This is a genomic window from Nitratireductor basaltis, assembly GCF_000733725.1.
Taxonomy (GTDB): Bacteria; Pseudomonadota; Alphaproteobacteria; order Rhizobiales; family Rhizobiaceae; genus Chelativorans; species Chelativorans basaltis.
Genome location: NZ_JMQM01000001.1, coordinates 1,325,387 through 1,352,084, shown reverse-complemented (window position 1 = coordinate 1,352,084; position 26,698 = coordinate 1,325,387). Strand labels below are relative to the sequence as shown.

Below are 26,698 nucleotides of genomic sequence, written 5' to 3'. Positions count from 1 at the left end.
TTGCGCGCATATACCTGCCTTGCAGCGCAGGCGCGCAGACCTATATCGCAATTGCGAGGATGAGCAGTGCTGAAAACAAACGACGTAGGACCCCAGCTTTACCGTGACGCCATGGCGCAGTTCGCCGGCGCGGTTCATGTCATCACCACCGATGGCAAGGCTGGGCGACGCGGCGTGACCATCATCGCAGCCTGCTCCGTCTCTGACAGTCCGCCCACCATCCTTGCCTGCCTCAATCGCGAAAATCCGCAGAACGACGTGTTCCGCGACAATGGTGTCTTCGCGCTCAATACGCTCGGTGCGGAGCACGAACAGCTTTCCAATACCTTTGCGGGCTTTGACGGAAAGTCGCAGGACGAGCGCTTTGCCCAGGCGGAATGGGATGTGCTTTCAAGCGGTGCGCCCACTTTGAAGAACGCGTTGGCTGTCTTCGACTGCCGCCTGGTGGAAGCCAGGGACATGGCCACGCACCGCATCTATTTCGGTGAGGTGACAGGCCTGCGCATCGGCGATAACGTGAAGCCGCTTCTTTATCACAATCGCGGCTACAAGGTGCTTTGAAGCTCCTGCCTGGCCGCCAGAGCCGGAGCAGCAATGCCTGACCAGACGCCACGCCCGCTTCCTCGCTCCATCGATGAAACGCTGACCCTTCTGACCGAAGGTGACTATGTGGCTGACCGTGCGCTTGCCACGGTTTTGTATCTGAGCCTCACCATGCAGCGTCCGCTCTTCCTCGAGGGCGAGGCCGGTGTCGGAAAGACCGAGATCGCCAAGGTGCTGAGCACCGCGCTCGGTCGCCGTCTCATCCGTCTGCAGTGCTACGAAGGGCTCGATGTCTCGTCGGCGGTCTATGAGTGGAACTATGCCGCCCAGATGATCGAGATCCGCATGGAAGAAGCGGCAGGCAGCGCTGACCGCAAGACGATGGAACGCAACGTCTTCTCCGAGCGCCACCTTATCCGCAGGCCCGTATTGGAAGCCATTTCCGGCGAGGCCGGGGCTGCGCCCGTCTTCCTGATCGATGAGCTCGACCGCACCGACGAGGCATTCGAAGCCTTCCTCTTGGAAGTTCTCTCCGACTATCAGGTCACCATCCCCGAGCTTGGAACGGTGAAGGCGGCAGAGCCGCCCATCGTCATCATCACAACGAACCGCACCCGCGAGATCCATGACGCGCTGAAGCGCCGTTGCCTCTATCATTGGGTGGATTATCCCGATGCCGCGCGTGAGCTGGAAATCGTCAGCCGCAAGGTGCCGGATGCAAGCGCGCGGCTTTCGGGGGAAGTCGTGGCCTATGTGCAGCGCCTGCGCCAGATGGACCTGTTCAAGGTGCCCGGTGTGGCCGAATCGATCGATTGGGCGACCGCTCTGACCGAGCTTGATCGGCTCGCCCTCGACCCGCAGACCATTTCCGACACGCTGGGCGTGCTCCTGAAATATCAGGATGACATCGCGCGTCTGGGCGAGGGGGAAAGCGCGCGTCTTCTCGAGGAAGTGCGCTCGGAACTCGCCACGGCGGATTGAGGTTTGCATGGCCCGTCCCGAAGAGATGGCTGATACCCGTGAGCCGGAAGGTCGGCTTGGCGAGAACATCGTCCATTTTGCCCGTTCCCTTCGCAAGGCGGGGCTCAATGTCGGACCGGCTTCCGTCACCGATGCGATTAATGCGGTTTTGGCCGCTGGCATTGGCAGCCGGGAAGATTTCTACTGGACACTTCATGCCGTTCTCGTGAAGCGGCATGAGGATCATGCGGTCTTCGACGAGGCATTCCGCCTGTTCTGGCGCTCGCGCGAACTGGTCGAGAAAATGCTCGCGATGCTTTCACCCGTTGCACCGGCAGGTGCGCAGCGCGAAAAACCGCGCAGCGGCGAGAAACGCGCCTCCGAAGCGCTGGCAAAGCCACCCGAACGTGAGCGCAAACAGGAACCGGATACCGAGATCGAGATCGACGCGCGCTTCAGCCTGTCGGCCAGCGAGGTACTGCGTAGCCGCGACTTTGCGCAGATGAGCGCCGCGGAGCTAGAACTTGCCCGCCGTGCCATGCGCAAGATGATCATGCCCCACGACCGGGTGAAGACGCGCCGCCATCAGCCTGTCGCAAGCGGTCGGCGCTTGGACCCGCGGGCGATGATGCGGCACGGCCTTCGAACGGGAGGCGATCTCATCCTGCCCCGCTTTACCGCGCCGCGCTCAGTGCAACCGCCGCTGGTCGTGCTGGCCGATATCTCCGGGTCCATGAGCCAGTATTCGCGTATCTTCCTGCATTTTCTGCATGTGTTGAGCGAAAGGCGCAGGCATGTTCACAGCTTCGTCTTTGGCACGCGCCTGACGAACCTCACCCGTCAGCTTCGCCACCGGGACCCTGACGAGGCATTGGCCGAATGCACGAAGGCGGTGGAAGACTGGTCAGGCGGTACGCGTATCGGAGAGGCACTGCATGTCTTCAACATGGATTGGTCGCGTCGCGTGCTGGGGCAGGGCGCGACCGTCATCCTTATGACCGACGGGCTGGAGCGGGATCGTATTGATCTGCTTGAGCGTGAGACCGAACGCCTCTCCAAGTCATGCCGCCGGTTGATCTGGGTCAACCCGCTCCTGCGTTTCGACGGTTTCGAGCCGAAGGCACGCGGGGTGCGGGCAATGCTGCCTCATGTTGACGAGTTACGGCCCGTCCACTCGCTTGAAGCCATTTCCGATCTTTGCGACGCGCTTTCAGGGGCCGATCGAAAAGCGTGGAAACCCTTGGCAAAACCTCATGCCACGGCCCATACTGCAGGTCCCGGAGGAGCCCATGGCAGAGCCTGAAAATCCGATGAAGAAGCAGGACCCGCTGGCAACGGCGGAAGCCTGGATGGCATCCGGTCGTGATGTTGCCATCGCCACAGTCATTGAAACCTGGGGCTCTGCACCGCGCCCGACCGGCAGCCATCTCGTGATTGACGCCGACGGCAATTTCGAGGGCTCTGTGTCCGGTGGTTGCGTGGAAGGCGCAGTCATCGCCGAGGCTGCAGAGGTGCTGGAAACGGGCGAGCCGCGGATGCTTGAATTTGGCGTGGCTGATGAGACCGCCTGGCGCGTCGGCCTCTCCTGCGGCGGTCGCATCCGTGTATACGTGGAGCGTCTGGGCTAGATGGACCCCTACAGCCTCAAGAAACTCAATGCCTTGCGCATGAATCGTCAAGCCGCGGTTCACGTCACCGACCTGGGTGACGGACGCGATCGCGTGATTGAGGAAAGCGATGTGGTCGCTGGTCTTCTGGGCAAGGCGGTGCTGCGCGCCTTTCGCCAGGGCAAGGCATTTACCGCGGAGGTCGACGGGCGAACCTTCTTCCTCAATCCCCATTTGCCGCCACCGCGTCTGGTGGTTATCGGGGCGGTTCATATCAGCCAGGCGCTGGCGCCCATGGCGCGGCTTTCCGGCTTCGACCTCCACATCGTCGATCCGCGCACGGCCTTTTCAACGCCTGAGCGTTTCCCTGATACAAGACTGAGCGCCGACTGGCCGGAAACGGTACTCGCGCAGGAACCGCTTGATCCCTATACGGCAGTCGCAGCACTGACCCATGATCCCAAGATCGATGACCATGCGCTCATAGCCGCCCTCAAGGCCGATTGCTTCTATGTGGGTGCGCTGGGGAGCCGAAAGACGCACGCAGCGCGCATTGAGCGCCTGAAGCAGGCGGGATTGAGCGACAAGCAGATCGCCCGCATCCACGCGCCCATCGGTCTGGATATCGGAGCGGCGAACCCGCCGGAGATTGCGGTTGCGACACTCGCACAGATCATCGAGGCATTGCGCAAGCGCGGACTGCAAGTTGCCGGAGCGCGCGCGGCGTGAAGTTCGGTCCACTTCCTCTGGACGAAGCTGAAGGTGCGGTGCTCGCGCATACGCTCACCGTGGGCGATCGCCGGTTCAGGAAAGCGCATAGGCTCGATGCCGACGATATTGTCCGTCTGCGTGACGCAGGCGTGGAAACGGTCATCGCCGCCTTGCTGGAAGAGGCGGACATTCCTGAAGACGATGCGGCTCGCATGCTGGCCGAACCGCTTGTTTCGGCTGCCATCGAAGCCCGCGCTCCTTCCACCGGACGCGTGAACCTGCACGCCAGCATGGCCGGTGTGCTGCGCGTGGAGCGGACTGTCGTCGACCGGATGAATGCGGTTGATCCGGCACTGACACTCGCAACACTGCCGGATTACTCGAACGTCCAGATCGGCCAGATGGTGGCGACGGTGAAGATCATACCCTTCGCTTCATCGAGACGGGCGCTGGAGACGGCTCTCGAGACGCTCAAGACCACGGCCCTGCAGCTTTTCCCGTTCCGCGCCTTGCAGGTGGGACTGATCCAGACGGATTTGCCCGGGACAAAAGGCAGTGTTCTGGACAAGACGAGCGCCGTAACGGCAGAGCGGCTTGCACGTTCGAAAAGCCGGATAATTCGCGAATTGCGACCGGCTCATGATGAGCTGGCACTGGCCGAGGCCATCGACAGCATCAGAGGTGCAAGCGATCTGATCATCATTTTTGGCGCCTCGGCAGTATGTGACGAGAACGATGTTCTGCCCGCCGCCATAAGGCAGGCCGGTGGAACGGTGGAGCGTGTTGGCATGCCGGTCGATCCGGGCAATCTGCTTGTGCTTGGTTCGCTGGATGGCAAGGTCGTGCTTGGTGCACCGGGATGCGCCCGCAGTCCGAAACTCAATGGCTTTGACTGGGTCCTTGACCGGATCACCGCGGATATTCCTGTGCAGGCAGCAGACATTGCGGCCATGGGGGTGGGTGGATTGTTGAGCGAAATCGCGTCGCGTCCCCATCCGCGCGAGAAGGCAAGCAGCAGGGGCAGGGCGCTCAAGGTCCACGGCCTGCTCCTTGCAGCGGGGCAATCGCGCCGCATGGGCCCCTCGAACAAGCTGTTGGCGCGAATGAAAGGCAAAAGCCTGGTGCGCGGGTGTGCGGAAATGCTGCAACAAGCCGCCCTTTCGGGCGTGAGCGTGGTGCTGGGCCATGAAGCATCGATGATCCGCGAGGAACTGGGCGATCTTCCGATAAACTTCTGCGAAAACCGTCTCTACGCCACCGGTCTAGCCTCGTCCCTGAAAGCGGGCCTCCGTTACATGCCTGAGGGAACGGACGCAGTGCTGGTCATGCTGGCCGACATGCCGCGTATAGCTGCAACGCATGTGGATCGCATGATCGACGCATTTCGCGATGCCGGGGGAACCGCCATCATCCGCGCCACCCATGCCGGCAAGCGCGGAAATCCCGTTATTCTCCCACGTGCGCTTTTCCCCGAGATCGAGAAGCTGGAGGGAGACACCGGTGCGCGGCATATCGTCGAAAGTGCAGCCCTTCCCGTGATCGATGTGGAGATTGGCAGCGCCGCCCATCTTGACCTCGACACGCCAGAGGCGCTCAAAGCTGCAGGCGGAACGTTTGAATAGGGATTTTCGGATGATCTTTCGCCTGCTGGCCGGTATCCTGCTGTTCTCCTTCAGTGCCGAGGCGGCCGAAATACGTCCCTACAAGGACCAGCTCTTCGCCTATCCCGGCATCATCGAGAGCCGCGATGGTGGCGCCTATCGCGTCGTCGACTACAACGAAATGCGTGACATCAATGGTCGCGACGCCATACCGGAGCGTCGCGCCGAGCGGCGCTATCTGGACACGGGCGTGCGTCGCCAGCAGCGCGATCTGTCACTCAGGACAAGCCTTGGCACGATCCGCCACTTCGTCATCGGCAAGGAAACCGGTGCACGGTTCATGGTCCTTTACCTGCACGGGCAGGGTGGCAGCCGCAAGCAGGGTGCGGATGACTTCACCTTTGGCGGAAACTTCAATCGTCTGAAGAACCTGGCGACCCGCAATGGCGGATTGTATCTCGTCCCCGATTTCACCGATTTCGGTGATCGTGGCGCGGCTGAGATCACGGCACTGGTCAGCCATTATGCGACCCGCTCTCCACGCGCTCCCGTCATCATTGCATGTGGCTCCATGGGTGGGGCGCTGTGCTGGCGGCTGGCGCATAAAGCCGAGCTTGTCACCAGGCTAGGCGGCCTGGTTCTGCTGGGCTCGATGTGGGATGACGGCTTCGACAACACACCCGCATTCACGGCCAATGTGCCGGTCATGCTGGCGCATGGCAGCCGTGATCCGGTCTTTTCAGTGCAGCAGGTGGAGAAGTTCTACACGCGTCTGAAGGCCAGGCGTCATCCCGTTCGCATGGTCCGGTTCGAAACCGGCAACCACGGCACACCCATCCGCATGATCGATTGGCGCGACACGCTCAACTGGATGCTCGGCGGCGGCTGAAGTCAGGGGCCGGTGAAATAGTCGAGCAACAATTCCGGATTGCTCTCGCCGTCATAGGACGCATCGACCGAATATTGCACAAGGTGGAATTCGCCCTCCCTGAAAAGCCAGATCCCGCTGGATGATGCGTCACCGAGGCCGCGCCATTTCGCAAATGTGGTGATCGTCTGCTCCTGCGGATCGAACTCGGAATTCACCATCATGTCCTGAGCGCCATAGCCGGTGATGCGGATTTCCTCGACTTCACCTTCGGGATCGCCATTTTCGTAGTCCACCACGATATCCGGAGACGCGAAGCGAAGTGGAACCACCCCGCCCAGTTCGCTTTCGGCGAGATAGACATGGGTCTCGTTATAGGCGCCCCTGTCGCAAAAGAAGCGGAACAGGCGCTTCTCCCGCTTCGGCTGGTCCGCCGAGTCATAGGGCAGGATATAGCTGATCGTATATTCATCGGGCTCGACCAGGCCTTCTTCGCGGGCGCGCAGACACGCCTCGCCATAGACCGTGGTGAAGACGTCGCGCGCCGACTGCGCGAGACTGTCCGTCTCGACCACTTCGCCTTCGACAGCGCAATCTTCGGGAACGGCGCCTTCCAGAACCTCAGCGTCACTCGTCGTGAACTGCGTGGAGGTGATCCGCAGAGGCTGGAAGTTCTCGCCTTCACTGGCAGCGGCAATCTCATAGCACCCCGCAAACAGGCGGCTCGAACCGTCTTCCTGATGTGCGGCGATGGCGGCTGGCAGATGATATATGCGGGTGCCGTCTTTCTCGGCAATCACCGCTTTGCCAGTGTGCAGGTCAACGCGCTCTGTGCCCTCGAAACCTTGAGCGTAGGTCTGGAAATCTGCTGCCGGCGGCGTCTCGAAATAGCTGAAGGCGCGCGAATATTCCCGCCGGTTGATCGCATTGTAGAGCGATTCGACCAGCGTCTGCGGTGTGGAACGATTGTCTAGAAACGGCGGGGTCTGCGCATGAGCAACGGAAACGACCGCAAGGCTGGCGAGCGAAAGGCATAGGCGTTTCATGAGACCCCCGGATTCGCATTGTGAAGCGCTGCGGCAATCTAGCAGTTCGAATATGTCTTTCCACTGGCAGGATTGTGAAAAATCATTTCGATGATTGCATCCAAATGCGGCCAACGCCGTTCAACATTCATAAACTTCAGGACCTTAGGTTCGCCCGTTGAATCGGTTCCTTCGGGAATTTCAGTAAAGGATCATGCAGAATGGTGGCCAGCAGCAGTCCGAATTTCGCGGATTTGCTCGATGAGATGATGGCTGAGGCCGGTCGTGAGCATGATGGTGCTTCGCTTCAGCCGACGCTCGACTATCTGGCTGTCGCAGAAGAATTGCACTCCGGCCGCATCACCATCGACGCCAAGCGCGCAGCTTCTGCTTACGGGGAATACCTGGAAGAGAGGAAGGCGGCAGAACCTGAGCCGATGCCTTCCATAGAGCCTGATGATATTGCGCGCGAACTTGGCCTGAAGCAGCGTCAGCGCGCCGAGGAACTGGACCGCGCGCGCCGAGAATTTGCCAAGCACAACCACCCGGACCGCGTGCCCGAGCATCTGCGCGCACGCGCAATCATTCGCATGCAGGTCGCCAACATGCTGATTGATGAGGCGAAGAACCGCAGGGTCAAGCCGCAAAAGGTATGAGTGCGTCGCGCTTCAGCCAGCGGCTGATAAGCAGAACCGCCACGATCGCCAGACCCGTGAACAACCCGATCCAGATGCCCACTCCACCATATCCAAGCGGGAAGGCGAGGATGACACCGAGTGGCAGGCCAAGGCCCCAATATCCGATTGCCGCATAGATCATCGGCACGGTCGTGTCATGCAGTCCGCGCAGCATGCCTGCTCCCACGGCCTGCGCGCCGTCGACGATCTGGAAGAGAGCGGCCAGTGCAAGGAAGGTCACCGCGACCTGGATCACGACTGCATTCTCCGGATCGTTCAGGTTGAGAAATGCGCCGATCAGCAGATGTGGTGCGCCATACATCAGCAGCGCCATCAGGCTCATGAAGCCGACGCCCATTGCGAATGCGGTCCAGCCGGCCCGCGTGATGCCCTCGGAATTGCGGGCACCATACGCACGGCCCACCCGCACGGTCACCGCTTGGCTTAGCCCAAGCGGAATCATGAAGGAAACCGAGGCAATTTGTATGGCAATGGCATGAGCGGCCAGCGACACCGCATCGATCAGACCCATCAGGAAGGCCGCGGCGTTGAATATCGACACTTCGAAGGTGAGGATCGCGGCCACCGGCATGCCGAGCCTCATCAAGCCGAAGAACCGCGGCCAGTCCGGTCTCCAGAAGCGGCCGAAAAGCTGGTAGCGCCGAAAATTCCGGTCAATGACAACCACAATCACCAACCCCAGAAACAGGAAGATGCTGGAGAGCGTGGTCGCAAGGCCGGAACCGACAATGCCAAGGGCGGGAAAGCCCCAGTTGCCGAACATCAGGCACCAATTGGCCAGAACGTTGAAGGCGACGGTCGCGAAGGCAATGACCAAAGCCCATCCCGGTCGTTCCAGAGCTGAGATGAAGGAACGCAGCACGATATAGCCGAAAAAGGGAAGTACGGCCCATTGCAGCGCCCGCACATAATCACCCGCGAGCGCCGACAGTTTCGCCGACTGCCCCATGGCAAGCATTACCGACTCGGTATGCCAGAGCAGAAACCAGATCGGGATCGAGAGGGCGATGGCTGCCCACAATCCCTGGCGCACCGTGCGTCTGACATCGCGCAAGGAGCGCTGCTTGCGACCGAGCGCGCTTGCCATCATGGGCGATGTTGCCGTCAACAGCCCGATGCCGAATATCACCGGCAGGAAATAGAAATTGTGGCCAAGCGTGCCTGCGGCAAGCGTGTCGGGGGAGAGGCGGCCCATCATCATGACATCGGTCGCCGTCATCGCCGTTTGCGCAAGATTGGTCAGCACCATCGGCCAGGCGAGGACAAGCATCGCCCGTGCTTCGCGAATCCATGGATTGACCGGTGGCGCGCCCGCGCCCGTTGCCAGCGCTGTCATTTGAAACTCTCATGTTCTGAGGCGACCGGAATATGAAATTCCGATGGAAAAGGGCAGGGGCCGCCAGGCTGCCGCGAATGGTTGTAGTCATTGCTGTGGCAGAAACAAGACAAATGGCTTGAGCCAGCAGGGGCGTACCGCTCTATGCGCTGCAGACTTTGCCTTCTGCGCATCAGCCATTATATCGGTGCCGTGTCATTCCTGCGCGCATCTCCTTCGCGCGCCTCATCCCGGAGAAGCCCGATGGAAAAGCGCCAGCTTGGTCGCACAGACCTCCACGTCTCGAAAATCTGCCTCGGCACCATGACCTGGGGCGAACAGAACACCGAGGCCGAAGGCCACGAGCAGATGGATTATGCGTTGGAGCGCGGTATCAATTTCTTCGATACCGCCGAGCTCTACTCCATCCCGCCCAAGCCCGAGACGCAGGGCAGCACCGAGAGCATCATAGGCAGCTGGTTCAAGAAGACCGGCAAGCGTTCGGATGTGGTGCTCGCCTCCAAGGTCGTCGGTCGTACTGCGAACGAGTGGTTCCGTGGGGGCCGCCCCTCCAGGCTCGTGCGCGCGGACATCATGGATGCGATCGACAAGTCGCTGAAACGTTTGCAGACCGACTATATCGATCTCTACCAGATCCATTGGCCCGACCGGGAAATCAAGTTCGGCGCCAACCCCAACCGCCTGAACGAGGTTCCCGCGCCTCTGGAAGACGCGACGCCCATCGCCGAAACACTGGCTGTCTTCGACGAACTCGTTAAGGCCGGGAAGATACGCCATCTCGGCCTGTCCAATGAGAGCAGCTGGGGAGTGATGCGGTATCTCGCCGAATCCGACAAGGGCGTCGGTCCGCGTGTTCAGTCGATCCAGAATGCCTACAATCTGGTCAATCGTCTGTTCGAGGTGAACCTGGCAGAAGCCTGTACCCGCGAAGACGTTTCGCTTCTCGCCTATTCTCCGCTCGCACAGGGCTATCTGACGGGCAAATATGATGGCGGCGCATTGCCGGAAGGCTCGCGCAAGCAGTTGTTCAACCGGCTGCAGCGCTACGAGACCGCCGGAGCTGCGGAGGCATTCCTCGCCTACAACAATCTTGCACGATCCTTCGGCATGGCGCCGGCACTTTTCGCCAACGCTTTTGTCACCTCGCGTTCCTTCGTCACGTCCAACATCATCGGGGCCACAACGATGGACCAGCTCAAGGAGGCCATCGATTCCGCCGACGTGACATGGACGGAGGAGATGCAGAAGGCGGTAGACGAGATCCACCAGAAGGTAGGCAATCCCTGCCCGTAGCGGCCGATCTGGGGGCGGCGTCACACGCGCCGCTCCATTCACCTTAAATTGTCATGACATCTTCGGTGCTCTTCTGGAAGATTGTCCTGCAGGCCCTACTTCAGTTGCAGGATGCACCAGGAGGCTTTCATGAAACTCAATCGCAGACACACAATCGCGCTTGGCGTATCGGCACTTGCCGCTGCCAAGCTTGGTTTTCCTTCGATCGCCGCCGCACAGACCGATGGCGGCGATGCCTATGCTCTGGAAACCGGGCAGGTGATCATCCATCCGGTTTCGCACGCCTCGTTCGTCATGGAGTTGCCCGATCGCGTGATCTATGTGGACCCCGTCGGCGGTGCGGCAAGCTATGAAGGCATGCCAGAGGCCGATCTCATCCTGATAACGCACGAGCATGGCGATCACTACGACGCCGAGACACTGAACGCGATCGTTGGTGAGAACACGAAGCTCATCACGAACCCGGCGGTTTTCGAGATGCTTGGCGAAGACCTCAAGTCGCGCGCAAGCTCCATGGCCAATGGCGACAGCCAGGACGTGGACGGAATACAGATCGAGGCCATTCCGGCCTACAACACCACGGAAGACCGGCTGCAATACCATCCACAAGGCCGGGACAACGGCTATGTCCTGACCACCGGTGGCAAGCGCATCTATATTGCCGGTGATACGGAAGACATCCCCGAGATGCGTGCGCTGGAAGACATCTACATCGCCTTCGTGCCGATGAACCTGCCCTATACGATGACCGTGGATCAGGCGGCGTCTGCCGTGGCCGAGTTCGAGCCCGAGCATGTCTATCCATACCACTATCGCGACAGCGACGTGGAAGCCTTTGCCGAGCAGGTTGCCGCTTCCAATGCCTCCACCAAGGTAGTGATGGGCGGCTGGTACGAGAAGGCCTGACGCCGGAGCTGCGAAAGCGGTAGCGGGAAATGCCTTCTCGCTGCCGCAATCCTTAAGAACTTGATTCAAACTTTATTTGTGACTCTCGCATAACATTCCCCTTCATCTGGGGGTGGATCAGATCCTGCCTCGGGTAAATCTCTTTCCCGAAGGTTGTTCATGCGTATTCGTGCCGTCCTTAAACCTGTTTTGCTTTCTCTTCTGCTTTCTGCTTGCGGAGCAGGGAACATCGACACGGCACTTGATGTCGGCTCGACCTCAAGCGAGGTGACGGGCTCGATCCCGCGTCCGGCCGAGGCTGTGGGCACCGTTGCGCAGGAGACCATCCAGCACGTCTCCGAAGCGGGAATGACTGCGATTGCAGAGCCTGAGAAACTTCACACGCCGGCGCTCGAGCAGGTCGCGCTGCTGAAAGCACCCCAGCCCGAACGCCGACCAGAATCGACGAGCGGCAAGGTCTATTCGCAAAAGTTCCGCGATGCGCATCCCATCAATTTCGGCAAGGTCAAGCCGCAGCACCACGCCGTGCACGGAGTGGACGTCTCGCGCTGGCAGGGCGACATTGACTGGAACACCCTGCGCAGGAATGGCGCAAACTTCGCCTTCATCAAGGCAACGGACGGTGTCGATCACATCGACCCGATGTTCAGGAAAAACTGGGATGGTGCAGATCGCGCGGGCATCAAGCGCGGCGCATACCACTTCTTCTTCTGGTGCCGCACGGCGAAGGATCAGGCAGAATGGTTCATCCGCAACGTGCCCAAGGTCAAAGGCGCTCTTCCCCCTGTTCTCGATGTCGAATGGAACCACCAGTCAAGCTGCAAGTGGAAGCCGTCGCGTGCGGAAATCATCGAGAAGATGCAGGTATTTCTCGACCGGCTGGAGCGTCACTACGGCCAGCGCCCGATCATCTATACCGCACCCGATTTCTATGAGGACAACCTGAAGGGCGCGTTCCCGAACCACCCCTTCTGGCTCCGAGCCGTCGCCGAGCATCCCTCGCAGGTCTATCCCGGCCGCAAATGGGTCTTCTGGCAATATTCCGGTTCTGGCCTGAGCTCCGGCGTGGAGGGGCGGATCGATCTGAACGTCTTCCACGGTGATGAATCCGCCTGGTTCCGCTGGCTGAACCAGAACGCAAGCTGAAGAGCGTATGTTGCACCATGGGGCGCTCACTCGATGAAGCGATAAATCGCTCGAATGCGCGCCCCTGGTGAGGTTACTTTAGCGACCGTGGAAGTTCCTGCGATTGCCACAGGCCCAGACCGAAACCATCCGGGTCGAGAAAATCCGCGCTCCATCCACCGGGTGCTTCGCTGACTGGCGTTACAATGGTCACGCCATTGGAAGCGAGATAGGCGACCACGCCATCGATTCCACCGTCGGGGATAGTGAAGACAATGGCGGGGGTATTGCCGCGCACAGCCTCTTGTTGAAAGTAGATCAGCTCCAGCCCGCCTTCCAGCGCTCGCTGTAGCCAGTATGGCTCTGCTGGCAATAGATGCTATATCAGCTGCATGCCCTTCAAGCTCGCATGCCCTTTCTTCCCGATTATGATGTGATCATGGACCGTGACGCCCAGCGGTCGGGCGGTCTCGATGATCATCTTTGTCATCTCGATATCGGCTCGCGAAGGTGTGGGATCGCCTGATGGGTGATTGTGCACCAGGATGATGGCGCTGGCGGAAAGTTCCAGTGCCCGGCGCACGACCTCACGCGGATAGACCGGCGTGTGGTCGACCGTTCCCGACTGCTGCTGCTCGTCACGTATGAGTACGTTCTTGCGGTCGAGGAACAGTATGCGGAACTGTTCGACCGTCTCATAGGCCATGGTTGCGTGACAGTAGTCGATGACCTGGCTCCAGGAGGACAGAACCTGACGGTCACGAACCTGCGCCTTCAACATGCGCTGCGTCATCGCCGCCGCAAGTTTGAGATCAAGCGCAACCGCATCGCCGATGCCGGACACTTCCGTCAGAAGCTGTGGCGAGGCTCCGAGGACTTCACCGATCGAGCCGAAACGCTCAAGCAAGGCCTTGGCCGGCGCTTTGGTGTCCGCCCTCGGTATCGAGCGGAAAAGAAACATCTCCAGAAGCTCATAATCGGCAAGCGCATCGGGGCCGGACTCGCTGAAACGCTCTCTCAACCGTTCCCGGTGACCCTCATAGTGCTTCTTCGGCTTTGTTGCCTTGCTCGCGCTCGAAACTCGAGCACGCGGTTGCCCTGAAGCCTTGCCTTCAAGAAGGGCAGGGCTCTCGGCAAAGAAATCCCGCTCGTCGCCATTGTCCATCAGACCGCCCCCGCTCGGTGTGAACGAGGGCACAGGTTACGAAGGAAGTCCGGGCCGGTCGAGTCCTTTAGGTGAAAGCGTGAAAATTTCACAACCCTCGGACGTGACGCCAATGGAATGCTCATACTGCGCCGAAAGGGAGCGGTCGCGTGTGACCGCAGTCCACCCGTCCGACAGAACCTTCACATGCGGGCGACCCAGATTGATCATCGGCTCGATGGTGAAGATCATGCCCGGCCGCATCTCGACTCCCTCGTTGGGGCTGCCATAATGCAAGATGTTCGGCGCGTCGTGGAAAAGCTGACCTAAACCATGGCCGCAGAAATCGCGAACCACCGAGCAGCGCTCGGCTTCCGCGTAGGACTGGATGGCATGGCCGATTGCGCCGGTGCGGGCACCGGGCTTCACGGCTTCTATACCGCGCATGAGGCATTCATGGGTGACTTCCAGCAGCCGCTCTGCCGCGCGCTTGATGCGCCCCACGGGATACATGCGGCTTGAATCGCCATGCCAGCCGTCGAGGATATAGGTGACGTCGATATTGACGATGTCACCTTCCTTCAGCGGCTTGGTGTCGGGAATGCCGTGGCAGACCACGTGGTTGATCGAGGTGCAGCTCGATTTCTTGTAGCCGCGATAGTTCAGAGTGGCAGGCACTGCGCCGTGGTCGGCACCGAATTCGAAGACGAAACGGTCGATGGCTTCCGTGGTGACGCCGGGCTGCACCATGTCCACCAGTTCGTCCAGACAGCGCGCGGTAAGCTGGCAGGCCTTGCGCATGCCTTCGAACCCTTCCTCTCCATAGAGGCGGATTTGACCCGTATTGCGCAGGGGTGCCGTTTCGGCGTCGAGATAGGTGACCATTGTAGCTTAGATATCCAGTTCGATCAGGCCGTGGGGTGTTATCCCATCTCTACTGATGTGGCACCCAATTGCAAAAGCTTCAACCCCGGCAGCACGCGCCTGGGCGAATGCGGCAGCATATGCAGGATCCAGATCCTCGCATAGCCTGAAGCGATGGCAGTCGCCGCGCTGCACGACGTAAAGCATCACCGCGCGGTATCCCTGCGCGCGCATTGCTGCCAGCTCATCCAGATGCCGGGCCCCGCGTGCCGTTACCGTATCGGGAAATTCTGCAAGTCCCGCCTGTCGCATGAAGTGGACATTCTTCACCTCCACATAGGCAGACGGACGCTCCGGATGCTCAAGCAGAAAGTCGATGCGTGAGCGCTCGCCATATTTCTGCTCCGGCCGGATCACCGGATATTCACCGAGATCAGTGACAAGTCCTGCCTCGATTGCCTCGCGCGCGAGCCTGTTCGGCAGACCGGTATTGATGCCGACCCAGATCCCGTCAGCCTCCACCACTTCCAGACTGTGCTGATATTTGCGCTTCGGGTTGTTTGACCGGGATAGAAGCACGCGCGAGCCGGGCGTGGTCAGCCCCAGCATGGAGCCGGTGTTGGGCACGGCCACGGTGGTTTCACTACCGTCTTCGAGGATCACATCGGCGAGAAAACGCTTGTAGCGGCGCACAAGACGCGCCGTGATCAGCGGCGGATCGAACTTCATGCACCTTGTCCCGATGTCGCCCGTCTATAGATTCTGCCCATCATCATGGGCGTCAGATACATCGGGATCTGAAAACAGCCAATGAAAAGCAGCAGCGGATCCGTAACCGCTACGGGCAGTGCGGTCAGGAAGAGCGCGATGTTGCGGTTGCCTGCCGCGATGGCAAAAGCAACTGAATCCGTGGCATTGAAAAAGCGGCGCGCAACCAGAAGCGCCACGATCTGAAGGACAAGATTGGCAGCGAACGCGACGGCAAGATTGAATGCGAGCAGCCGCGGATTTTCCAACAGCGTTTCACCAACGGCTGACATCAGCCCGACGACAACCGCCGCCATGAGGATGGCGGACAGCCCGTCGATCATCCGCGTTTGTTTCAGGTCGGGATCAGGCAGGAACTTTGCGCGCACCAGAAAGGCGGCTGCCACCGCTATCGCGATGACCGCAAGCAGACGTGCGGCGGCTGCAAAGATCTCGCCAGGCGTTCCCAGCGCGGGGCTCAGCCAGAAGACGGGTATCGCAGTCAGTGGCAAGATCGCCGTCGCAACGGCAAGAAGCCTCAGCGAAGGTGCCGGGTCGCCGCCCATGATGATCGCGAGATTGGGACTGCCCGAGATGGGAGCCGCCGCCGACATCAGCATCAAACCCAGAAGGATTGGGCCTTGGACACCAAGAGCCGTGAGCGAGAAATAAAGTCCGACCGGCAGGGCCAGCTGCAGCACGAGCGCCACGCAAAGGGATCGTGAAAAATCCGCACCGGCACCGATGAGCTTGCGCGGCCCCACGCGCAAGGCTGCAAGGAAGAGCATGGCCGCGATCATCTCCGCAATCCATGGCTTCAACATCAATGCAAGCGTGGGAGAGGCAATGCCGACGAGCAGTCCGGCCACGAGAAGCCAATGCGCGTGTCGCGCTGCTCGGTCCAGAACTGCCAGAGCCATTCGTGCCGCCTTCGTCGCTGCCGTGGATAAATGCAGCTGCCTTTATCGTGAACGCAGCAGATGCCGTCAAACCTCAAGCCGCCTCTGTCCATCAGGTGCACAGCGGCTGGACCACAAGTGGCTTTGTCTTTTCGTCGGCAATTAAGCTGCTACTGTGCCTGACACGCAGATGTCGGGGGGAGAAAGGCATTCATGCGCGAAGAGGGAGAGTTCGACTACATCATCGTGGGGGCGGGTTCCGCGGGTTGCGTGCTGGCAAACAGGCTGACCCGCGATCCGCGCAACCGCGTGCTGTTGCTCGAAGCGGGCGGCTCCGCCCGTTACCACTGGATCGACATTCCCATCGGCTACCTCTTTTGCATGGGCAATCCGCGTACGGACTGGATGCTGAAGACAGAGGCCGAAAACGGCCTTAACGGGCGCAGCCTGAACTATCCGCGCGGCAAGGTGCTGGGCGGATGCTCTGCCATCAACGGCATGATCTATATGCGCGGGCAGGCTGCCGACTATGACGGCTGGCGCCAGCAGGGGAATGTGGGTTGGGGGTGGGATGATGTCTTGCCCTATTTCCTGCGCCACGAGGATTTTCATGGAGGACAGTCGCAGCATCACGGGGCAGGTGGCGAATGGCGCGTCGAACGCCAGCGGCTGTCCTGGCCAATCCTCGACGCGTTCCGTGATGCTGCCGAAGAACTGGGGATACCCCGCAGCGACGACTTCAACACCGGTACGAATGAAGGTTCGGGCTATTTCGAGGTCAACCAGCGTGGGGGCGTGCGCTGGCACGCAGCCAAGGCATTTCTTGCGCCTGCGCTGAAGCGGGACAATCTGCGCGTTGTGAAGAATGCGGAAGCCCGCGAGGTCGTACTGGACGGCAGCCGTGCCTCGGGTGTTCTCTATCGCCAAGGCGGCGAATTGTGCCTGGCGCGTGCCAAAGGCGAGGTAATACTGTCTGCCGGAGCCGTGAACACGCCGAAGCTTCTCGAACTCTCCGGCATCGGTCGACCGGACATCCTCGCGCGGCTCGGGCTTCGTCTGCGTCATGCCCTCCACGGAGTTGGCGAAAATCTGCAGGATCACCTTCAGATCCGAAGTGTCTACCGTATCGCCAATGCCTTGACCCTCAATCAGCGCGCAGGCAGCCTGCGTGGCAAGGCCGGTCTTGCGCTTGAATATCTGTTGAAGCGTTCGGGGCCTCTTTCCATGGCACCCAGCCAGCTTGGCATCTTCACCCGCAGTGATCCGCGCATCGAGACGCCTGATCTGGAGTATCACGTCCAGCCGCTGAGCACGGACAGGTTGGGCGAGCCATTGCACCCGTATCCCGCCGTCACGGCTTCCGTATGCCAACTGCGCCCGCAAAGTCGCGGCAGCGTGCATGCGCGTTCATCGGATCCGGCAGCGCCCGCGGAAATCAGGCCGAACTACCTGAGCGCTCCCGCAGATCGCGATACCGCGTTGAAAGCCATCAGGCTGACGCGGCGGTTGATGAAGGCCAAAGCACTTGAGCGCTTTGAGCCTCGGGAGCTTCTGCCTGGTCCGGAAATCGAGGACGATGAGAGGCTATTGGCGCGCATAGGAGATATTGCCACGACGATCTTCCACCCGGTGGGCACCGCACGGATGGGGCAGGGTGAAGATGCTGTTGTCGATGAGCGTCTTCGTGTCCACGGGCTTGAGCGGCTGCGTGTGGTGGATGCTTCCGTAATGCCCACGATCGTGTCTGGAAACACTGCCGCACCCGTCATGATGATAGCGGAAAAGGCCGCCGAAATGATCGCGGCAGACGCCCGATCCCGTTAACCATGGCTGGCGCAATACTGGTGCAATGCAACCGGAAGCGGTTCCCTAGCGTTGTGGCTCATGGCTTTGCAACGACAGGTCATTGACGACATGAATGATCCCGCAGGCGAATATGTCTGCGTGCAGGATGAAAGCGGTTCCTGGTCGGTCGTGGATAGCAGGACGGGCGAGGTCGCGCAGATCGACAACAACCGTCTGGTCAGGCTTCCCTTGCAGCGCGCCGAAGCGGTGAGACGCACGCTGACGCAAATCAGGCGAAACAGCTTGGGGCGCGCTAAAATCAGGAACTAGCGAACTGCCATCCTGACCGCATTCTTACAATACCTTGGGAAGATATCTTGGTACGCCCAACGGGACTCGAACCCGTGTTTCCGCCGTGAAAGGGCGGCGTCCTAGACCGCTAGACGATGGGCGCGCTCAAGACGAGGTGGCTTATAGTTGGGTTCTTTCTGACGGGCAACCCGGTTTGAAGCCTCTGTGACAAATTTTTTTTGCGTCGGCGGAATTTGATGCCGAAAGCCCGAGAAATCCGAGGGAGCGTGGGCTGTGGAAAGGGGACGACGGGGATGTCTGCACCCTTCATGCGGCCCTGGCGACCCAGCCCTTGAAGGTGAAAGCGGCATAGAAAAGCTCGATATCGGCGAATCCTGCTTCGGAGAGCAGCGCTTCATCCTCCCCCTGAGAAAGGGCAGGCAGTTGATTCTTGATGGCCTCGACGGTCTGGCCTGCCTTTGCGGCGTCGAGTCCTCCGGTGATCAGGAGATCCGCATTGCGCCTGAGCCATAGGTCGTGCTTGCCGTCTTCCTTTTCAAAGCTGTGATGGGCGACAACGATAGGGGCACCATTCTTCAGGCGCTGGCGCATCCGCTTCAGCGTTTCCAAACGAAGTGCGGGCTCGAGGAAATGCAGGGTCAGCAGACAGGCGGCACCGTCGAAAGGACCATCCGGCGCATCTTCGATGTAGCCCTCAAGCAGTTCCACGCGCTCCATGTATCGCGGTCCGATGGTCGCACGCGCAAGGTCGAGCATCTCTGCCGAAGGGTCGACTCCGTGAAAGCGCCAGTCACCATGCATCGCAGCGAAGGCCTTCAGTTCCATCCCGCCACCGGCACCAAGCACCAGGATTTCCGCATCGTGTCGCTGGTTCTCTCCCAGCAGAATACCAGCCATTCGATGCAGGTCGTTAAGCCCCGGAACATGACGCATCACGCGACTCGCATAGCTTTCGACCACATCAGGATCACTGAAATCTGCTGGCATGACATCCTCTGCAAGAACGAGTTGGACTAGCCGCACAGTTTGCGCAGCCAATTACTGCAGCCATATGTCGAAAATCAGCGCTTGCGGCGGCAGCGCCAGTTCCAGTCGCGCTCGGGGCCGATATCCACATGCACCGAATTGGTGTGGCAATAGGTGCCGACACCGCCGCGACCGGGCAGGGAGCGGGCATATTTGGCAATATCCCACTTGCTGACGCCATCGATCTGTATGTCGACGGCGGCGCAATACATGTGAAGCGAGTTGCGCGCGCCGCGAACTCGCTTGTTGTAGCTGGGGCTGCGATAACCGGACGTGACGACGGCGCGGTTGCCAAAGCGCCGCTCGATCTGGCGGACCATCTTCACAAGCGCCGGCTTCAGGCAGGATACATCTACGCTTTCGCGCTGCTTCAGAAGGCCGTTGGGCGCAAGCCGTGCAAGACCGGCCGCCGATGCCACCTGTATCGGAGATTCCGATTCGTAGAGATCAAGGTCGCTGTCATCATCGACATTGGCCTTTCGGCTGATCTCGAAGAGCTGACCGCCCTGACGTACGCCCGGCAAGATTCCGTCCGAGCCATCGCCGCTCTGATAAGACAGCGATATCAGCGGCTTAGCGGGTTCTTCCGCTTTCTCGGCTTCGGGTTTGGCTGCCGCTACAAGCGGCTGTGCAGGATTTGTTTTTGCATTGGCTGGCGTGGACGAAAAGAACGACGAAAGGAAACCGCGCTTCTTTTGCTCGCTCACTTCAGCTGCAAGTGTTGCATTCGATGTATCTGCGGAAGCGTTGTTACCTTCCGCAAGCTCTGCCACCGCCGCCGCCGCATCACTTTCGCCTGCCTGGTCATTATCCGCAGCTTCCGTGACTTCCGGCTGGGAGGACGCAGCAGCTGTTGCCACAGCCTCTTCGGCCGTCTCCGCACTGACTTCTTCGGTGGGAGCGCTCACCACCTCTTCCTGCGGGCGCGGGGATGGAACCGCATCCGCGGTTTCAAAACCCTGCTCAACCATTTCGGTAGGCGTCAGATCCGCACCACCGGAGAGCAATGTCGTCTCCCCCGATGTGCTGATCCCACCATTCTCGGGCAGAAGCCCAAGCTGTGCGGGAGAATCGATTCCGGCAGAACAGGAGGCGAGAAGGACAGATGCCAGAGCCACACCTGCAAGCAGGCGCGTATTCGCTTTTCCGGCTTTGAAACGCGAATCCAGCAAAGCCAAACGGCACTCCTCTCAGTGTGTATCTGGCGGGAAAATCTGCCCCCCGCGACATCATGACGGTGCATTACGCACCGAACGGTTACGAACTGGTAACTAATCTCTCCGGTTGCTGCAACACGCCGGTAAAAAACGGCAAGTTTTAGGCAAGCCCCGCGCAAGCTTGGACTTCGTGGCAATCAGACGCGTTTGCGGACATATTTTCCAGGCGCATCATCAAGTGCTTCCTCGTCCGGTCCGAATGACCGTGCGGCCACCGTCTCGTTGCCCTGGGCTTCGATCCACTGTTGCCAATGCGGCCACCACGAGCCTTCTGTCTCTTCCGCCGTTTCCAGCCAGCGCTCGAACCCCTCTTCGTGAACCTCGCCAATCCAGTAGCGATATTTGCGCTGTGCCGGCGGATTGACCACGCCTGCGATGTGTCCGGAGCCGGAAAGCACGAATTCCACCGGCCCGCCGAACAACCGGCTGCCATTGTAGACGGACAATGCCGGCGCGATGTGGTCATCGGCTGTCGCCAGATTGAAGATCGGGATCTTCACGCTGGAAAGCCTGAGTTTCCGCCCCCGCAACTCCGCCCGCCCGCGAGCCAGATTGTTTTCCAGATAACAGTTGCGCAGATAATAGGAGTGGTTCGCCGCAGCCAGATTGGTGGAATCGGAGTTCCAGTAAAGCATGTCGAAGGGCAGCGGCGGCTCGCCCCGCATGTAGTTGTTGACCACATAGGGCCAGATAAGATCGCGCGCGCGCAGCATGTTGAAGGCCATGGCGATGCGCCCGCCCTCCAGATAACCCTTGCGCTCCATCGCCTCTTCAAGCGCCTGAAGCTGCTCCTCGTCGATGAAGACCTTCAGGTCGCCCGCATCGGCGAAATCGACCTGCGTGGTGAGAAGCGTGGCCGACGCAATGCGTTGGTCGCCTGTCTCGGCCATCAGCGCCAGTGCCGCTGAAAGAAGGGTGCCGCCCACGCAATAGCCGATGGCATTGACCTCGTCTTCGCCGGTGCGCGCCTTGATCGTGTCCAGCGCGAACTCGATTCCTTCGCCGATATAGGCGTCCCAATCCTTGTCACGGTGCCTTTCATCCGGGTTCGCCCAGGAGATCACGAAGACCGTATGCCCCTGTGAAACAGCCCAGCGGATGAAGGAGCGCTTCTCGTTGAGGTCGAGAATGTAGAACTTGTTGATCCAGGGTGGCACGATCAGGAGAGGGCGCTTCAACACCTTCCCGGTCGACGGCGCATATTGGATGATTTCCGCCAGATCGTTGCGCGCAACCACCTTGCCGGGCGTGGTGGCCAGGTTCTCTCCAACCTCGAACGCACCCAGGTCCGACTGGCGCAGCCGGGGAATGCCGCCACCTTCGCGCAAGTCCTCGGCAAACATCTGCATGCCGCGAACAAGGTTGTCGCCATTGCTCTTGAGTGTTTCGCGCAGCACGGCGGGATTGGTGACAACGAAATTGGTCGGGGCCATAGCATCAATGATCTGGCGCACATAGAAGCGCGCCTTCAGCCGGGTCAGATCGTCAAGCGTATCAGCCCGCTCGACCAGTTCCTCCGCCCATCGTGCGGTGACCTCATAGATCTGGCGCAGGGAAGAGAAAAAGGGGTTCTGCACCCATTCGGGGTCATGAAAGCGCTTGTCGGGTCGTTTGGCCTCGGGCTTGTCCGGTTCGGCCTGGCCGGTCAGCTCCTGCATGGAGCGCATCCACACGCCCATATAGGCTGTGAAAAGTCGCGTCTGCGCCTCGAAGCTGCGCGATGGCTCGGAAAACCAGTATTGGCCAAGCGCGCTGAAGACCCGGAGCATGTCGGCGAAGGGATCGAAGCTGGAGTCGCTGACCATCCCGCTTTCACGCGCGCGGCTCCAGAAACCGGCAGCCTTGCCTGCTTCCTCGATGGTACGCGCGAGATTGGCGGCCAGCTTTTCGGGATCGCGCATGAAGAACGGATCCTGGTCCGCGCCACCTGCTTTCCTGCTGTCGTCGTTCATATTCGCGCTGGACCTCGTTCGGTCGCCATGTTGACATATTGAAGCAAAAGGAGTCTCTCCTTCGTCAGGCACAGTAGTGCGCGCATCGGGAAAACAATATGAAAATCGCTGCAAGACGCGCAAATTTAAACCGAATTGCCGCTCTGGCCGCCATTGCGGCAGCGCTACCGGCGCTCAGCGCATGCAGCGGCGCGAATCTGGTTGATACCGCGCCCGAAGCAGCCCTTCAGCCCGGTTATGCAACCCAGCCCGACGGCTATCCCAATCTGAATGTTGCACCTGTCGCCGCGACACGCCAGATCGACGATGCCGAGCGGGCCGCATTGGCTGCAGAGCTCGAACTGGCGCGACGAGCGCAGGCGAAAGGTCCGTCGGCGGCAGCCGCCCGAGCGGAGCAGGCACGCCTTCGTCGCCTCGCGCGCAGCCATGCCGGCGCAAAGCTGACCCAGATCGAGGCGACCCAGGGGCAATAATTTACCCTGCAGCCGAACGCTCACGCCTTCAAACGCCCTATCTCGCTTCGCGCCGAAGGCGTATAAGAAGCATGCCAACACCACCACGGAAGACCATCATGGAAGAGTTTCACAAGGTCCGCAGGCTCCCGCCTTACGTATTCGAGCAGGTAAACCGGCTGAAGGCGAGCGCGCGTTCGCGTGGTGCAGACATTATCGATCTTGGCATGGGCAATCCCGATCTGCCGACGCCCCAGTCCATCGTGGACAAGCTGTGCGATGTGGTGAAGGACCCGCGCACCCACCGCTATTCCTCCTCGCGGGGCATTCCGGGCCTGCGCCGAGCACAGGCCGCCTATTACGCGCGTCGATTTGGCGTGAAGCTTGATCCCGAAACGCAGATTGTCGCCACTCTCGGTTCCAAGGAAGGCTTCGCCAATATGGCGCAGGCCATCACCGCGCCAGGCGACGTGGTGTTGTGTCCGAACCCTACATATCCGATCCACGCTTTCGGCTTCATCATGTCGGGCGGTGTCATCCGCTCCATGCAGGCCGAGCCCGACGACGGCTTCATTCCCGCGCTTGAGCGCGCCGTGCGCCATTCGATCCCCAAGCCGCTCGCGCTGATCCTGAACTATCCGGCCAATCCGACGGCCTTCACCGCCGATCTCGACTTTTACAAGGACGTGGTGGCGTTTGCGCGCAAGCACGACATCATCATCCTGTCGGACCTTGCCTATTCGGAGATCTATTTCGACGGCAACCCGCCGCCTTCGGTGCTGCAGGTGCCAGGCGCCATGGATGTTGCGGTGGAGTTCACCTCCATGTCCAAGACCTTCTCCATGCCCGGTTGGCGCATGGGCTTTGCAGTCGGCAACGAGCGGCTGATCGCTGCATTGTCGCGCGTCAAATCCTATCTGGATTACGGTGCTTTCACGCCCATCCAGGTTGCCGCTGCCGCCGCGCTGAACTCCGATGGCACCGAGATCGAGGAGGTTCGCCAGATCTATCACCGCCGCCGCGATGTGCTGGTCGATTCCTTCGCGCGCGCCGGCTGGGACGTGCCGCCGCCGCCCGCCACCATGTTTGCCTGGGCACCGATTCCCGAGCCCTTCCGCGCCATGGGTTCGCTCGAGTTTTCAAAGCTGCTCGTTGAAAAGGCCGATGTCGCGGTCGCGCCGGGCGTTGGCTTTGGCGAGCATGGCGACGACTATGTGCGCATTGCCCTTGTGGAAAACGAGCATCGAATCCGCCAGGCAGCCCGCTCCATCAAGCGCTTCCTTGCATCCGCAGGCGAAAGCGCAGACAACGTCGTTTCGCTCGCCGCGCGTCGCTAGACGCGGCGCCGGCAAGCTCCATCATTCGATAGAACTGAAGAACCGGAGGGACATCCCCCATGGCAGACGCCTTGCGCATTGGAATCGCCGGCCTTGGTACCGTAGGGGCCAGCGTCATTCGAATGCTTGACGCAAAGGCGCAGGAGCTGACCCGCCAGTGTGGACGCGAGATCGTCGTCACCGGCGTCAGCGCCCGCGACCGCAATCGCGACCGCGGCGTGGATGTTTCAAATGCCCGCTGGTTCGATGATTCGGTTGAGCTGGCGCGCTCACAGGACATAGAGGTCTTTGTCGAGCTGATCGGCGGTGAGGATGGCCCGGCACGTGCGTCGGTCAAGGCCGCGCTCGAAGCGGGCAAGCATGTCGTCACCGCCAACAAGGCGCTTCTGTCGCGCCACGGCGTCTCACTGGCGGCAGCCGCGGAAAAGAAGGGCGTTCTGCTGAACTACGAGGCCGCAGTTGCTGGCGGCATTCCCATCATCAAGACCATGCGCGAGGCGCTGGCCGGCAATCAGGTCAGCCGCGTCTTCGGCATCATGAACGGCACTTGCAACTACATCCTCACGAGGATGGAAGCCGAGGGTATTTCCTTCGAGGATTGCCTGAAGGACGCGCAGCGTCTCGGTTACGCCGAAGCCGATCCGACCTTTGATATCGAAGGCCACGACACGGCCCACAAGCTGTCGATCCTCACCAGCCTTGCCTTCGGCTGCAGGATTTCCGCCGATGACATCTATATGGAAGGCATTTCCAACATCACCCAGGCGGATATCCGCGCGGCTTCCGATCTCGGTTTCCGCATCAAGCTTCTGGGCGTTGCGGTGAAGACCGACAGCGGCATCGAGCAGCGCGTGCATCCGACCATGGTGCCCACAAGCTCGGTCATCGCGCAGGTCCACGGCGTGACAAATGCTGTGGCGGTCGAGACCGATTATCTCGGCGAACTCCTTCTGACCGGCCCAGGTGCGGGTGGCGATGCCACGGCCTCCGCGGTTACCGGCGACATTGCCGACATCGCCAAGAGCCGCCCGGGTTTCCAGCACGGTCCCGTCTTTGGCTGGCCCGCCAGGGAACTCACTCCTTACAAACGCGCCCGCATGCGCTCCCATGCCGGCGGCTATTTCATCCGCCTGACGGTCCACGACCGCACCGGCGTCTTCGCCGCAATCGCCAAGCGCATGGCCGACAGCGAAATCTCGCTGGAATCCATCGTCCAGCACGGTGATGCCACCGCCGACCAGCACAAGACCGTCATCCTTGTCACGCACGAAACCACGGAAGCCGCCGTCCGCAAGGCCGTCGACGGCATCACCAGGGACGGTCACCTCGTCGACAAGGCCCAGGTCATCCGCATCGAACGCGCGGCCTGATCCAACAGGACATCCCGGAAGCCGAAGGCTATCCGGGATGTTCGAAGAGCGACGAGGAGCGAGGGCTCGGTTTTCGCTCCACTCGGCCAAAATGACGGAGGAGGGCTCGAACTTCGAGGGGCCACCCCAAGAGACCCCCCTCTGCCTTGCCAGGCATCTCCCCCACAAGGGGGGAGATCACTCGCGGCCATGTCGGCGCCACATCCGGAAGGATAAGCGAGACATCTATGCCAGCCAATCTCCCCACTCGTGGGGGAGATGTCCGGCAGGACAGAGGGGGGCGTGAAAGGGCGCAAACCTATCCTCACCCGCGCATACCGCACACCTCGCCATCCTCGGTCCCGAACCATAGACCCATGCCGGAACGGCGAGGATAAAACTCGACCACCTCAGCATGCACTCCATCTCCGCCTCCACCACCCTCCATCCACCGCAAAGCCCTGAAACCCATGGTCAAACCATGAAATAACGGCGCTGATGAAGGCCCTCCCTATTCGCTATTCACTACTCACTATTCACTCACTTCATCCCCGCCATCCCAACCCGCACTACACTTCCTCCCATCGCCCTCACGGGAACCCGGATGCGCACCGGGCTGTCGGGGAGGGCGGCGGCAGCCTCCCCTTCGGGTTCGGTACCCGAAGCATGTGAGGGCCTGCGACAGGTCGGCGGCCGGTAGCATCGGGTGACAGACGATGCGAAAGCTGCGGAGAACCCGCAAGGGCAACGCCTGCCCGGCAAAGACCACCTGAAGAAGGTGCAGTCGGGATCAGCAGGCGGTGCCGGAGTGACCGACCGACGGTGGGACAGCGGCCGGACGGGCGGCCTCAGGGTCGCATTTACGATACTCAGACTGGCGTCACTGTGGCCGCCCGTCTTCCCGGTTCTTTGACAATAACCAGACGCGGTTTCGCGGGCGT

The 26,698-nt window shown here is 60.6% G+C and carries 26 protein-coding genes and 1 tRNA gene; 16 read left to right on the top strand and 11 right to left on the bottom strand.

The genetic code is table 11. From position 1 onward, the window contains the following. The first annotated feature begins 66 nt into the window (after window positions 1-66). The 7 genes from EL18_RS06430 to EL18_RS06400 are packed head-to-tail and all read left to right on the top strand — an operon-like array spanning window position 67 to window position 6,311. Entirely contained in the window at window positions 67-561 is a 495-nt protein-coding gene (locus EL18_RS06430) for a flavin reductase (protein ID WP_036480934.1), read from the top strand. Between the two features lie 33 nt (window positions 562-594). Further along, on the top strand, window positions 595-1,524 hold the full coding sequence (locus EL18_RS06425; protein WP_036480933.1) for an AAA family ATPase: 930 nt from the start codon (window positions 595-597) through the stop codon (window positions 1,522-1,524). Between the two features lie 7 nt (window positions 1,525-1,531). Further along, window positions 1,532-2,806: a vWA domain-containing protein gene (locus EL18_RS06420; RefSeq protein WP_081871105.1), complete on the top strand. Its 1,275-nt coding sequence runs from the start codon at window positions 1,532-1,534 to the stop codon at window positions 2,804-2,806. After that, entirely contained in the window at window positions 2,793-3,131 is a 339-nt protein-coding gene (locus EL18_RS06415) for an XdhC family protein (RefSeq protein WP_036480931.1), read from the top strand. The genes EL18_RS06420 and EL18_RS06415 overlap by 14 nt, the downstream gene beginning before the upstream one ends. Then, entirely contained in the window at window positions 3,132-3,839 is a 708-nt protein-coding gene (locus EL18_RS06410; RefSeq protein ID WP_036480929.1) for an XdhC family protein, read from the top strand. Beyond that, the gene (locus EL18_RS06405) at window positions 3,836-5,443 is read left to right on the top strand and encodes an NTP transferase domain-containing protein (RefSeq protein ID WP_036480927.1); all 1,608 of its coding nucleotides are present in this window, start codon (window positions 3,836-3,838) and stop codon (window positions 5,441-5,443) included. Before EL18_RS06410 ends, EL18_RS06405 begins: the two co-directional genes overlap by 4 nt. Before the next feature lie 10 nt (window positions 5,444-5,453). After that, window positions 5,454-6,311 carry an alpha/beta fold hydrolase gene (locus tag EL18_RS06400; protein ID WP_036480925.1) on the top strand — a complete coding sequence of 286 codons (858 nt, stop codon included), beginning with the start codon at window positions 5,454-5,456 and terminating at the stop codon, window positions 6,309-6,311. Between the two features lie 2 nt (window positions 6,312-6,313). Here EL18_RS06400 and EL18_RS06395 read toward each other — a convergent pair whose 3' ends face one another. Next, window positions 6,314-7,336 (bottom strand): DUF1176 domain-containing protein, encoded by a 1,023-nt coding sequence (locus EL18_RS06395; RefSeq protein ID WP_036480922.1) that lies wholly within the window; start codon window positions 7,334-7,336, stop codon window positions 6,314-6,316. A 200-nt stretch (window positions 7,337-7,536) separates the two neighbouring features. Here EL18_RS06395 and EL18_RS06390 point away from each other — a divergent pair, with 200 nt between their 5' ends. Further along, complete coding sequence (locus EL18_RS06390; protein ID WP_036480920.1) at window positions 7,537-7,971, top strand: hypothetical protein; 435 nt, start codon at window positions 7,537-7,539, stop codon at window positions 7,969-7,971. Here EL18_RS06390 and EL18_RS06385 read toward each other — a convergent pair. Then, window positions 7,952-9,349, bottom strand: a complete 1,398-nt coding sequence (locus EL18_RS06385; protein ID WP_036480918.1) for an MATE family efflux transporter — start codon at window positions 9,347-9,349, stop codon at window positions 7,952-7,954. The two genes, EL18_RS06390 and EL18_RS06385, sit on opposite strands and share 20 nt — an antisense overlap. A 243-nt stretch (window positions 9,350-9,592) precedes the next feature. Here EL18_RS06385 and EL18_RS06380 point away from each other — a divergent pair, with 243 nt between their 5' ends. The 3 genes from EL18_RS06380 to EL18_RS06370 all read left to right on the top strand — a co-directional run bounded on the left by EL18_RS06380 (window position 9,593) and on the right by EL18_RS06370 (window position 12,694). Continuing rightward, entirely contained in the window at window positions 9,593-10,642 is a 1,050-nt protein-coding gene (locus EL18_RS06380) for an aldo/keto reductase (protein WP_036480916.1), read from the top strand. A gap of 129 nt (window positions 10,643-10,771) precedes the next feature. Beyond that, complete coding sequence (locus tag EL18_RS06375; RefSeq protein WP_036484144.1) at window positions 10,772-11,548, top strand: MBL fold metallo-hydrolase; 777 nt, start codon at window positions 10,772-10,774, stop codon at window positions 11,546-11,548. Window positions 11,549-11,707: 159 nt separating this feature from the next. Next, on the top strand, window positions 11,708-12,694 hold the full coding sequence (locus tag EL18_RS06370) for a glycoside hydrolase family 25 protein (RefSeq protein ID WP_036480913.1): 987 nt from the start codon (window positions 11,708-11,710) through the stop codon (window positions 12,692-12,694). A 73-nt stretch (window positions 12,695-12,767) separates the two neighbouring features. Here the strand turns inward: EL18_RS06370 and EL18_RS06365 are convergent, their stop codons facing one another. From EL18_RS06365 to EL18_RS06345, 5 genes are all read right to left on the bottom strand, one after another. After that, entirely contained in the window at window positions 12,768-12,971 is a 204-nt protein-coding gene (locus EL18_RS06365; RefSeq protein WP_200875501.1) for a VOC family protein, read from the bottom strand. 81 nt (window positions 12,972-13,052) lie between these two features. Further along, on the bottom strand, window positions 13,053-13,838 hold the full coding sequence (radC, locus tag EL18_RS06360; RefSeq protein WP_036480912.1) for a RadC family protein: 786 nt from the start codon (window positions 13,836-13,838) through the stop codon (window positions 13,053-13,055). A gap of 36 nt (window positions 13,839-13,874) precedes the next feature. After that, window positions 13,875-14,702 carry a type I methionyl aminopeptidase gene (map, locus tag EL18_RS06355; RefSeq protein ID WP_036480911.1) on the bottom strand — a complete coding sequence of 276 codons (828 nt, stop codon included), beginning with the start codon at window positions 14,700-14,702 and terminating at the stop codon, window positions 13,875-13,877. 6 nt (window positions 14,703-14,708) lie between these two features. Continuing rightward, a complete protein-coding gene (gene sfsA / locus EL18_RS06350; protein WP_036480910.1) occupies window positions 14,709-15,410 on the bottom strand; it encodes a DNA/RNA nuclease SfsA in 702 nt (233 codons plus the stop codon). Beyond that, the gene (locus EL18_RS06345) at window positions 15,407-16,348 is read right to left on the bottom strand and encodes a hypothetical protein (RefSeq protein ID WP_036480909.1); all 942 of its coding nucleotides are present in this window, start codon (window positions 16,346-16,348) and stop codon (window positions 15,407-15,409) included. Before EL18_RS06345 ends, sfsA begins: the two co-directional genes overlap by 4 nt. A gap of 192 nt (window positions 16,349-16,540) precedes the next feature. Between EL18_RS06345 and EL18_RS06340 the strand changes: the two genes are divergently transcribed. Then, the gene (locus tag EL18_RS06340) at window positions 16,541-18,151 is read left to right on the top strand and encodes a GMC family oxidoreductase (protein ID WP_036480908.1); all 1,611 of its coding nucleotides are present in this window, start codon (window positions 16,541-16,543) and stop codon (window positions 18,149-18,151) included. A gap of 60 nt (window positions 18,152-18,211) precedes the next feature. Further along, window positions 18,212-18,442 carry a hypothetical protein gene (locus EL18_RS06335; RefSeq protein WP_036480907.1) on the top strand — a complete coding sequence of 77 codons (231 nt, stop codon included), beginning with the start codon at window positions 18,212-18,214 and terminating at the stop codon, window positions 18,440-18,442. 48 nt (window positions 18,443-18,490) lie between these two features. On the opposite strand, the gene EL18_RS06330 is transcribed toward EL18_RS06335, so the two are convergent. From EL18_RS06330 to EL18_RS06315, 4 genes are all read right to left on the bottom strand, one after another. Further along, a tRNA-Glu gene (locus EL18_RS06330) sits at window positions 18,491-18,566 on the bottom strand. Between the two features lie 164 nt (window positions 18,567-18,730). Then, on the bottom strand, window positions 18,731-19,411 hold the full coding sequence (locus tag EL18_RS06325) for a class I SAM-dependent methyltransferase (RefSeq protein WP_036480906.1): 681 nt from the start codon (window positions 19,409-19,411) through the stop codon (window positions 18,731-18,733). Between the two features lie 74 nt (window positions 19,412-19,485). After that, entirely contained in the window at window positions 19,486-20,628 is a 1,143-nt protein-coding gene (locus tag EL18_RS06320; protein WP_051913826.1) for a YcbK family protein, read from the bottom strand. Window positions 20,629-20,804: 176 nt separating this feature from the next. Beyond that, window positions 20,805-22,619 carry a PHA/PHB synthase family protein gene (locus EL18_RS06315; RefSeq protein WP_036480905.1) on the bottom strand — a complete coding sequence of 605 codons (1,815 nt, stop codon included), beginning with the start codon at window positions 22,617-22,619 and terminating at the stop codon, window positions 20,805-20,807. A 98-nt stretch (window positions 22,620-22,717) separates the two neighbouring features. On the opposite strand from EL18_RS06315, the gene EL18_RS06310 reads away from it, so the two are divergent. The 3 genes from EL18_RS06310 to EL18_RS06300 all read left to right on the top strand — a co-directional run bounded on the left by EL18_RS06310 (window position 22,718) and on the right by EL18_RS06300 (window position 25,778). Beyond that, window positions 22,718-23,092 (top strand): hypothetical protein, encoded by a 375-nt coding sequence (locus tag EL18_RS06310; protein ID WP_036480904.1) that lies wholly within the window; start codon window positions 22,718-22,720, stop codon window positions 23,090-23,092. A 98-nt stretch (window positions 23,093-23,190) separates the two neighbouring features. Next, complete coding sequence (locus EL18_RS06305; protein ID WP_036480903.1) at window positions 23,191-24,408, top strand: LL-diaminopimelate aminotransferase; 1,218 nt, start codon at window positions 23,191-23,193, stop codon at window positions 24,406-24,408. Window positions 24,409-24,467: 59 nt separating this feature from the next. Continuing rightward, entirely contained in the window at window positions 24,468-25,778 is a 1,311-nt protein-coding gene (locus tag EL18_RS06300; RefSeq protein ID WP_036480902.1) for a homoserine dehydrogenase, read from the top strand. The last annotated feature ends 920 nt before the right edge of the window (window positions 25,779-26,698 follow it).

What these genes read in the sequence shown, in the direction of transcription:
- EL18_RS06380 (WP_036480916.1), top strand. Translation starts at nt 9,593, where the DNA reads ATGGAAAAGCGCCAGCTTGGTCGCACAGACCTCCACGTCTCGAAAATC.
- sfsA (WP_036480910.1), bottom strand. Translation starts at nt 15,410, where the DNA reads ATGAAGTTCGATCCGCCGCTGATCACGGCGCGTCTTGTGCGCCGCTAC.
- EL18_RS06370 (WP_036480913.1), top strand. Translation starts at nt 11,708, where the DNA reads ATGCGTATTCGTGCCGTCCTTAAACCTGTTTTGCTTTCTCTTCTGCTT.
- EL18_RS06385 (WP_036480918.1), bottom strand. Translation starts at nt 9,349, where the DNA reads ATGACAGCGCTGGCAACGGGCGCGGGCGCGCCACCGGTCAATCCATGG.
- EL18_RS06425 (WP_036480933.1), top strand. Translation starts at nt 595, where the DNA reads ATGCCTGACCAGACGCCACGCCCGCTTCCTCGCTCCATCGATGAAACG.
- EL18_RS06335 (WP_036480907.1), top strand. Translation starts at nt 18,212, where the DNA reads ATGGCTTTGCAACGACAGGTCATTGACGACATGAATGATCCCGCAGGC.
- EL18_RS06315 (WP_036480905.1), bottom strand. Translation starts at nt 22,619, where the DNA reads ATGAACGACGACAGCAGGAAAGCAGGTGGCGCGGACCAGGATCCGTTC.
- EL18_RS06395 (WP_036480922.1), bottom strand. Translation starts at nt 7,336, where the DNA reads ATGAAACGCCTATGCCTTTCGCTCGCCAGCCTTGCGGTCGTTTCCGTT.
- EL18_RS06340 (WP_036480908.1), top strand. Translation starts at nt 16,541, where the DNA reads ATGCGCGAAGAGGGAGAGTTCGACTACATCATCGTGGGGGCGGGTTCC.
- map (WP_036480911.1), bottom strand. Translation starts at nt 14,702, where the DNA reads ATGGTCACCTATCTCGACGCCGAAACGGCACCCCTGCGCAATACGGGT.
- EL18_RS06390 (WP_036480920.1), top strand. Translation starts at nt 7,537, where the DNA reads ATGGTGGCCAGCAGCAGTCCGAATTTCGCGGATTTGCTCGATGAGATG.
- EL18_RS06400 (WP_036480925.1), top strand. Translation starts at nt 5,454, where the DNA reads ATGATCTTTCGCCTGCTGGCCGGTATCCTGCTGTTCTCCTTCAGTGCC.
- EL18_RS06325 (WP_036480906.1), bottom strand. Translation starts at nt 19,411, where the DNA reads ATGCCAGCAGATTTCAGTGATCCTGATGTGGTCGAAAGCTATGCGAGT.
- EL18_RS06375 (WP_036484144.1), top strand. Translation starts at nt 10,772, where the DNA reads ATGAAACTCAATCGCAGACACACAATCGCGCTTGGCGTATCGGCACTT.
- EL18_RS06345 (WP_036480909.1), bottom strand. Translation starts at nt 16,348, where the DNA reads ATGGCTCTGGCAGTTCTGGACCGAGCAGCGCGACACGCGCATTGGCTT.
- radC (WP_036480912.1), bottom strand. Translation starts at nt 13,838, where the DNA reads ATGGACAATGGCGACGAGCGGGATTTCTTTGCCGAGAGCCCTGCCCTT.
- EL18_RS06420 (WP_081871105.1), top strand. Translation starts at nt 1,532, where the DNA reads ATGGCCCGTCCCGAAGAGATGGCTGATACCCGTGAGCCGGAAGGTCGG.
- EL18_RS06415 (WP_036480931.1), top strand. Translation starts at nt 2,793, where the DNA reads ATGGCAGAGCCTGAAAATCCGATGAAGAAGCAGGACCCGCTGGCAACG.
- EL18_RS06410 (WP_036480929.1), top strand. Translation starts at nt 3,132, where the DNA reads ATGGACCCCTACAGCCTCAAGAAACTCAATGCCTTGCGCATGAATCGT.
- EL18_RS06300 (WP_036480902.1), top strand. Translation starts at nt 24,468, where the DNA reads ATGGCAGACGCCTTGCGCATTGGAATCGCCGGCCTTGGTACCGTAGGG.
- EL18_RS06310 (WP_036480904.1), top strand. Translation starts at nt 22,718, where the DNA reads ATGAAAATCGCTGCAAGACGCGCAAATTTAAACCGAATTGCCGCTCTG.
- EL18_RS06305 (WP_036480903.1), top strand. Translation starts at nt 23,191, where the DNA reads ATGGAAGAGTTTCACAAGGTCCGCAGGCTCCCGCCTTACGTATTCGAG.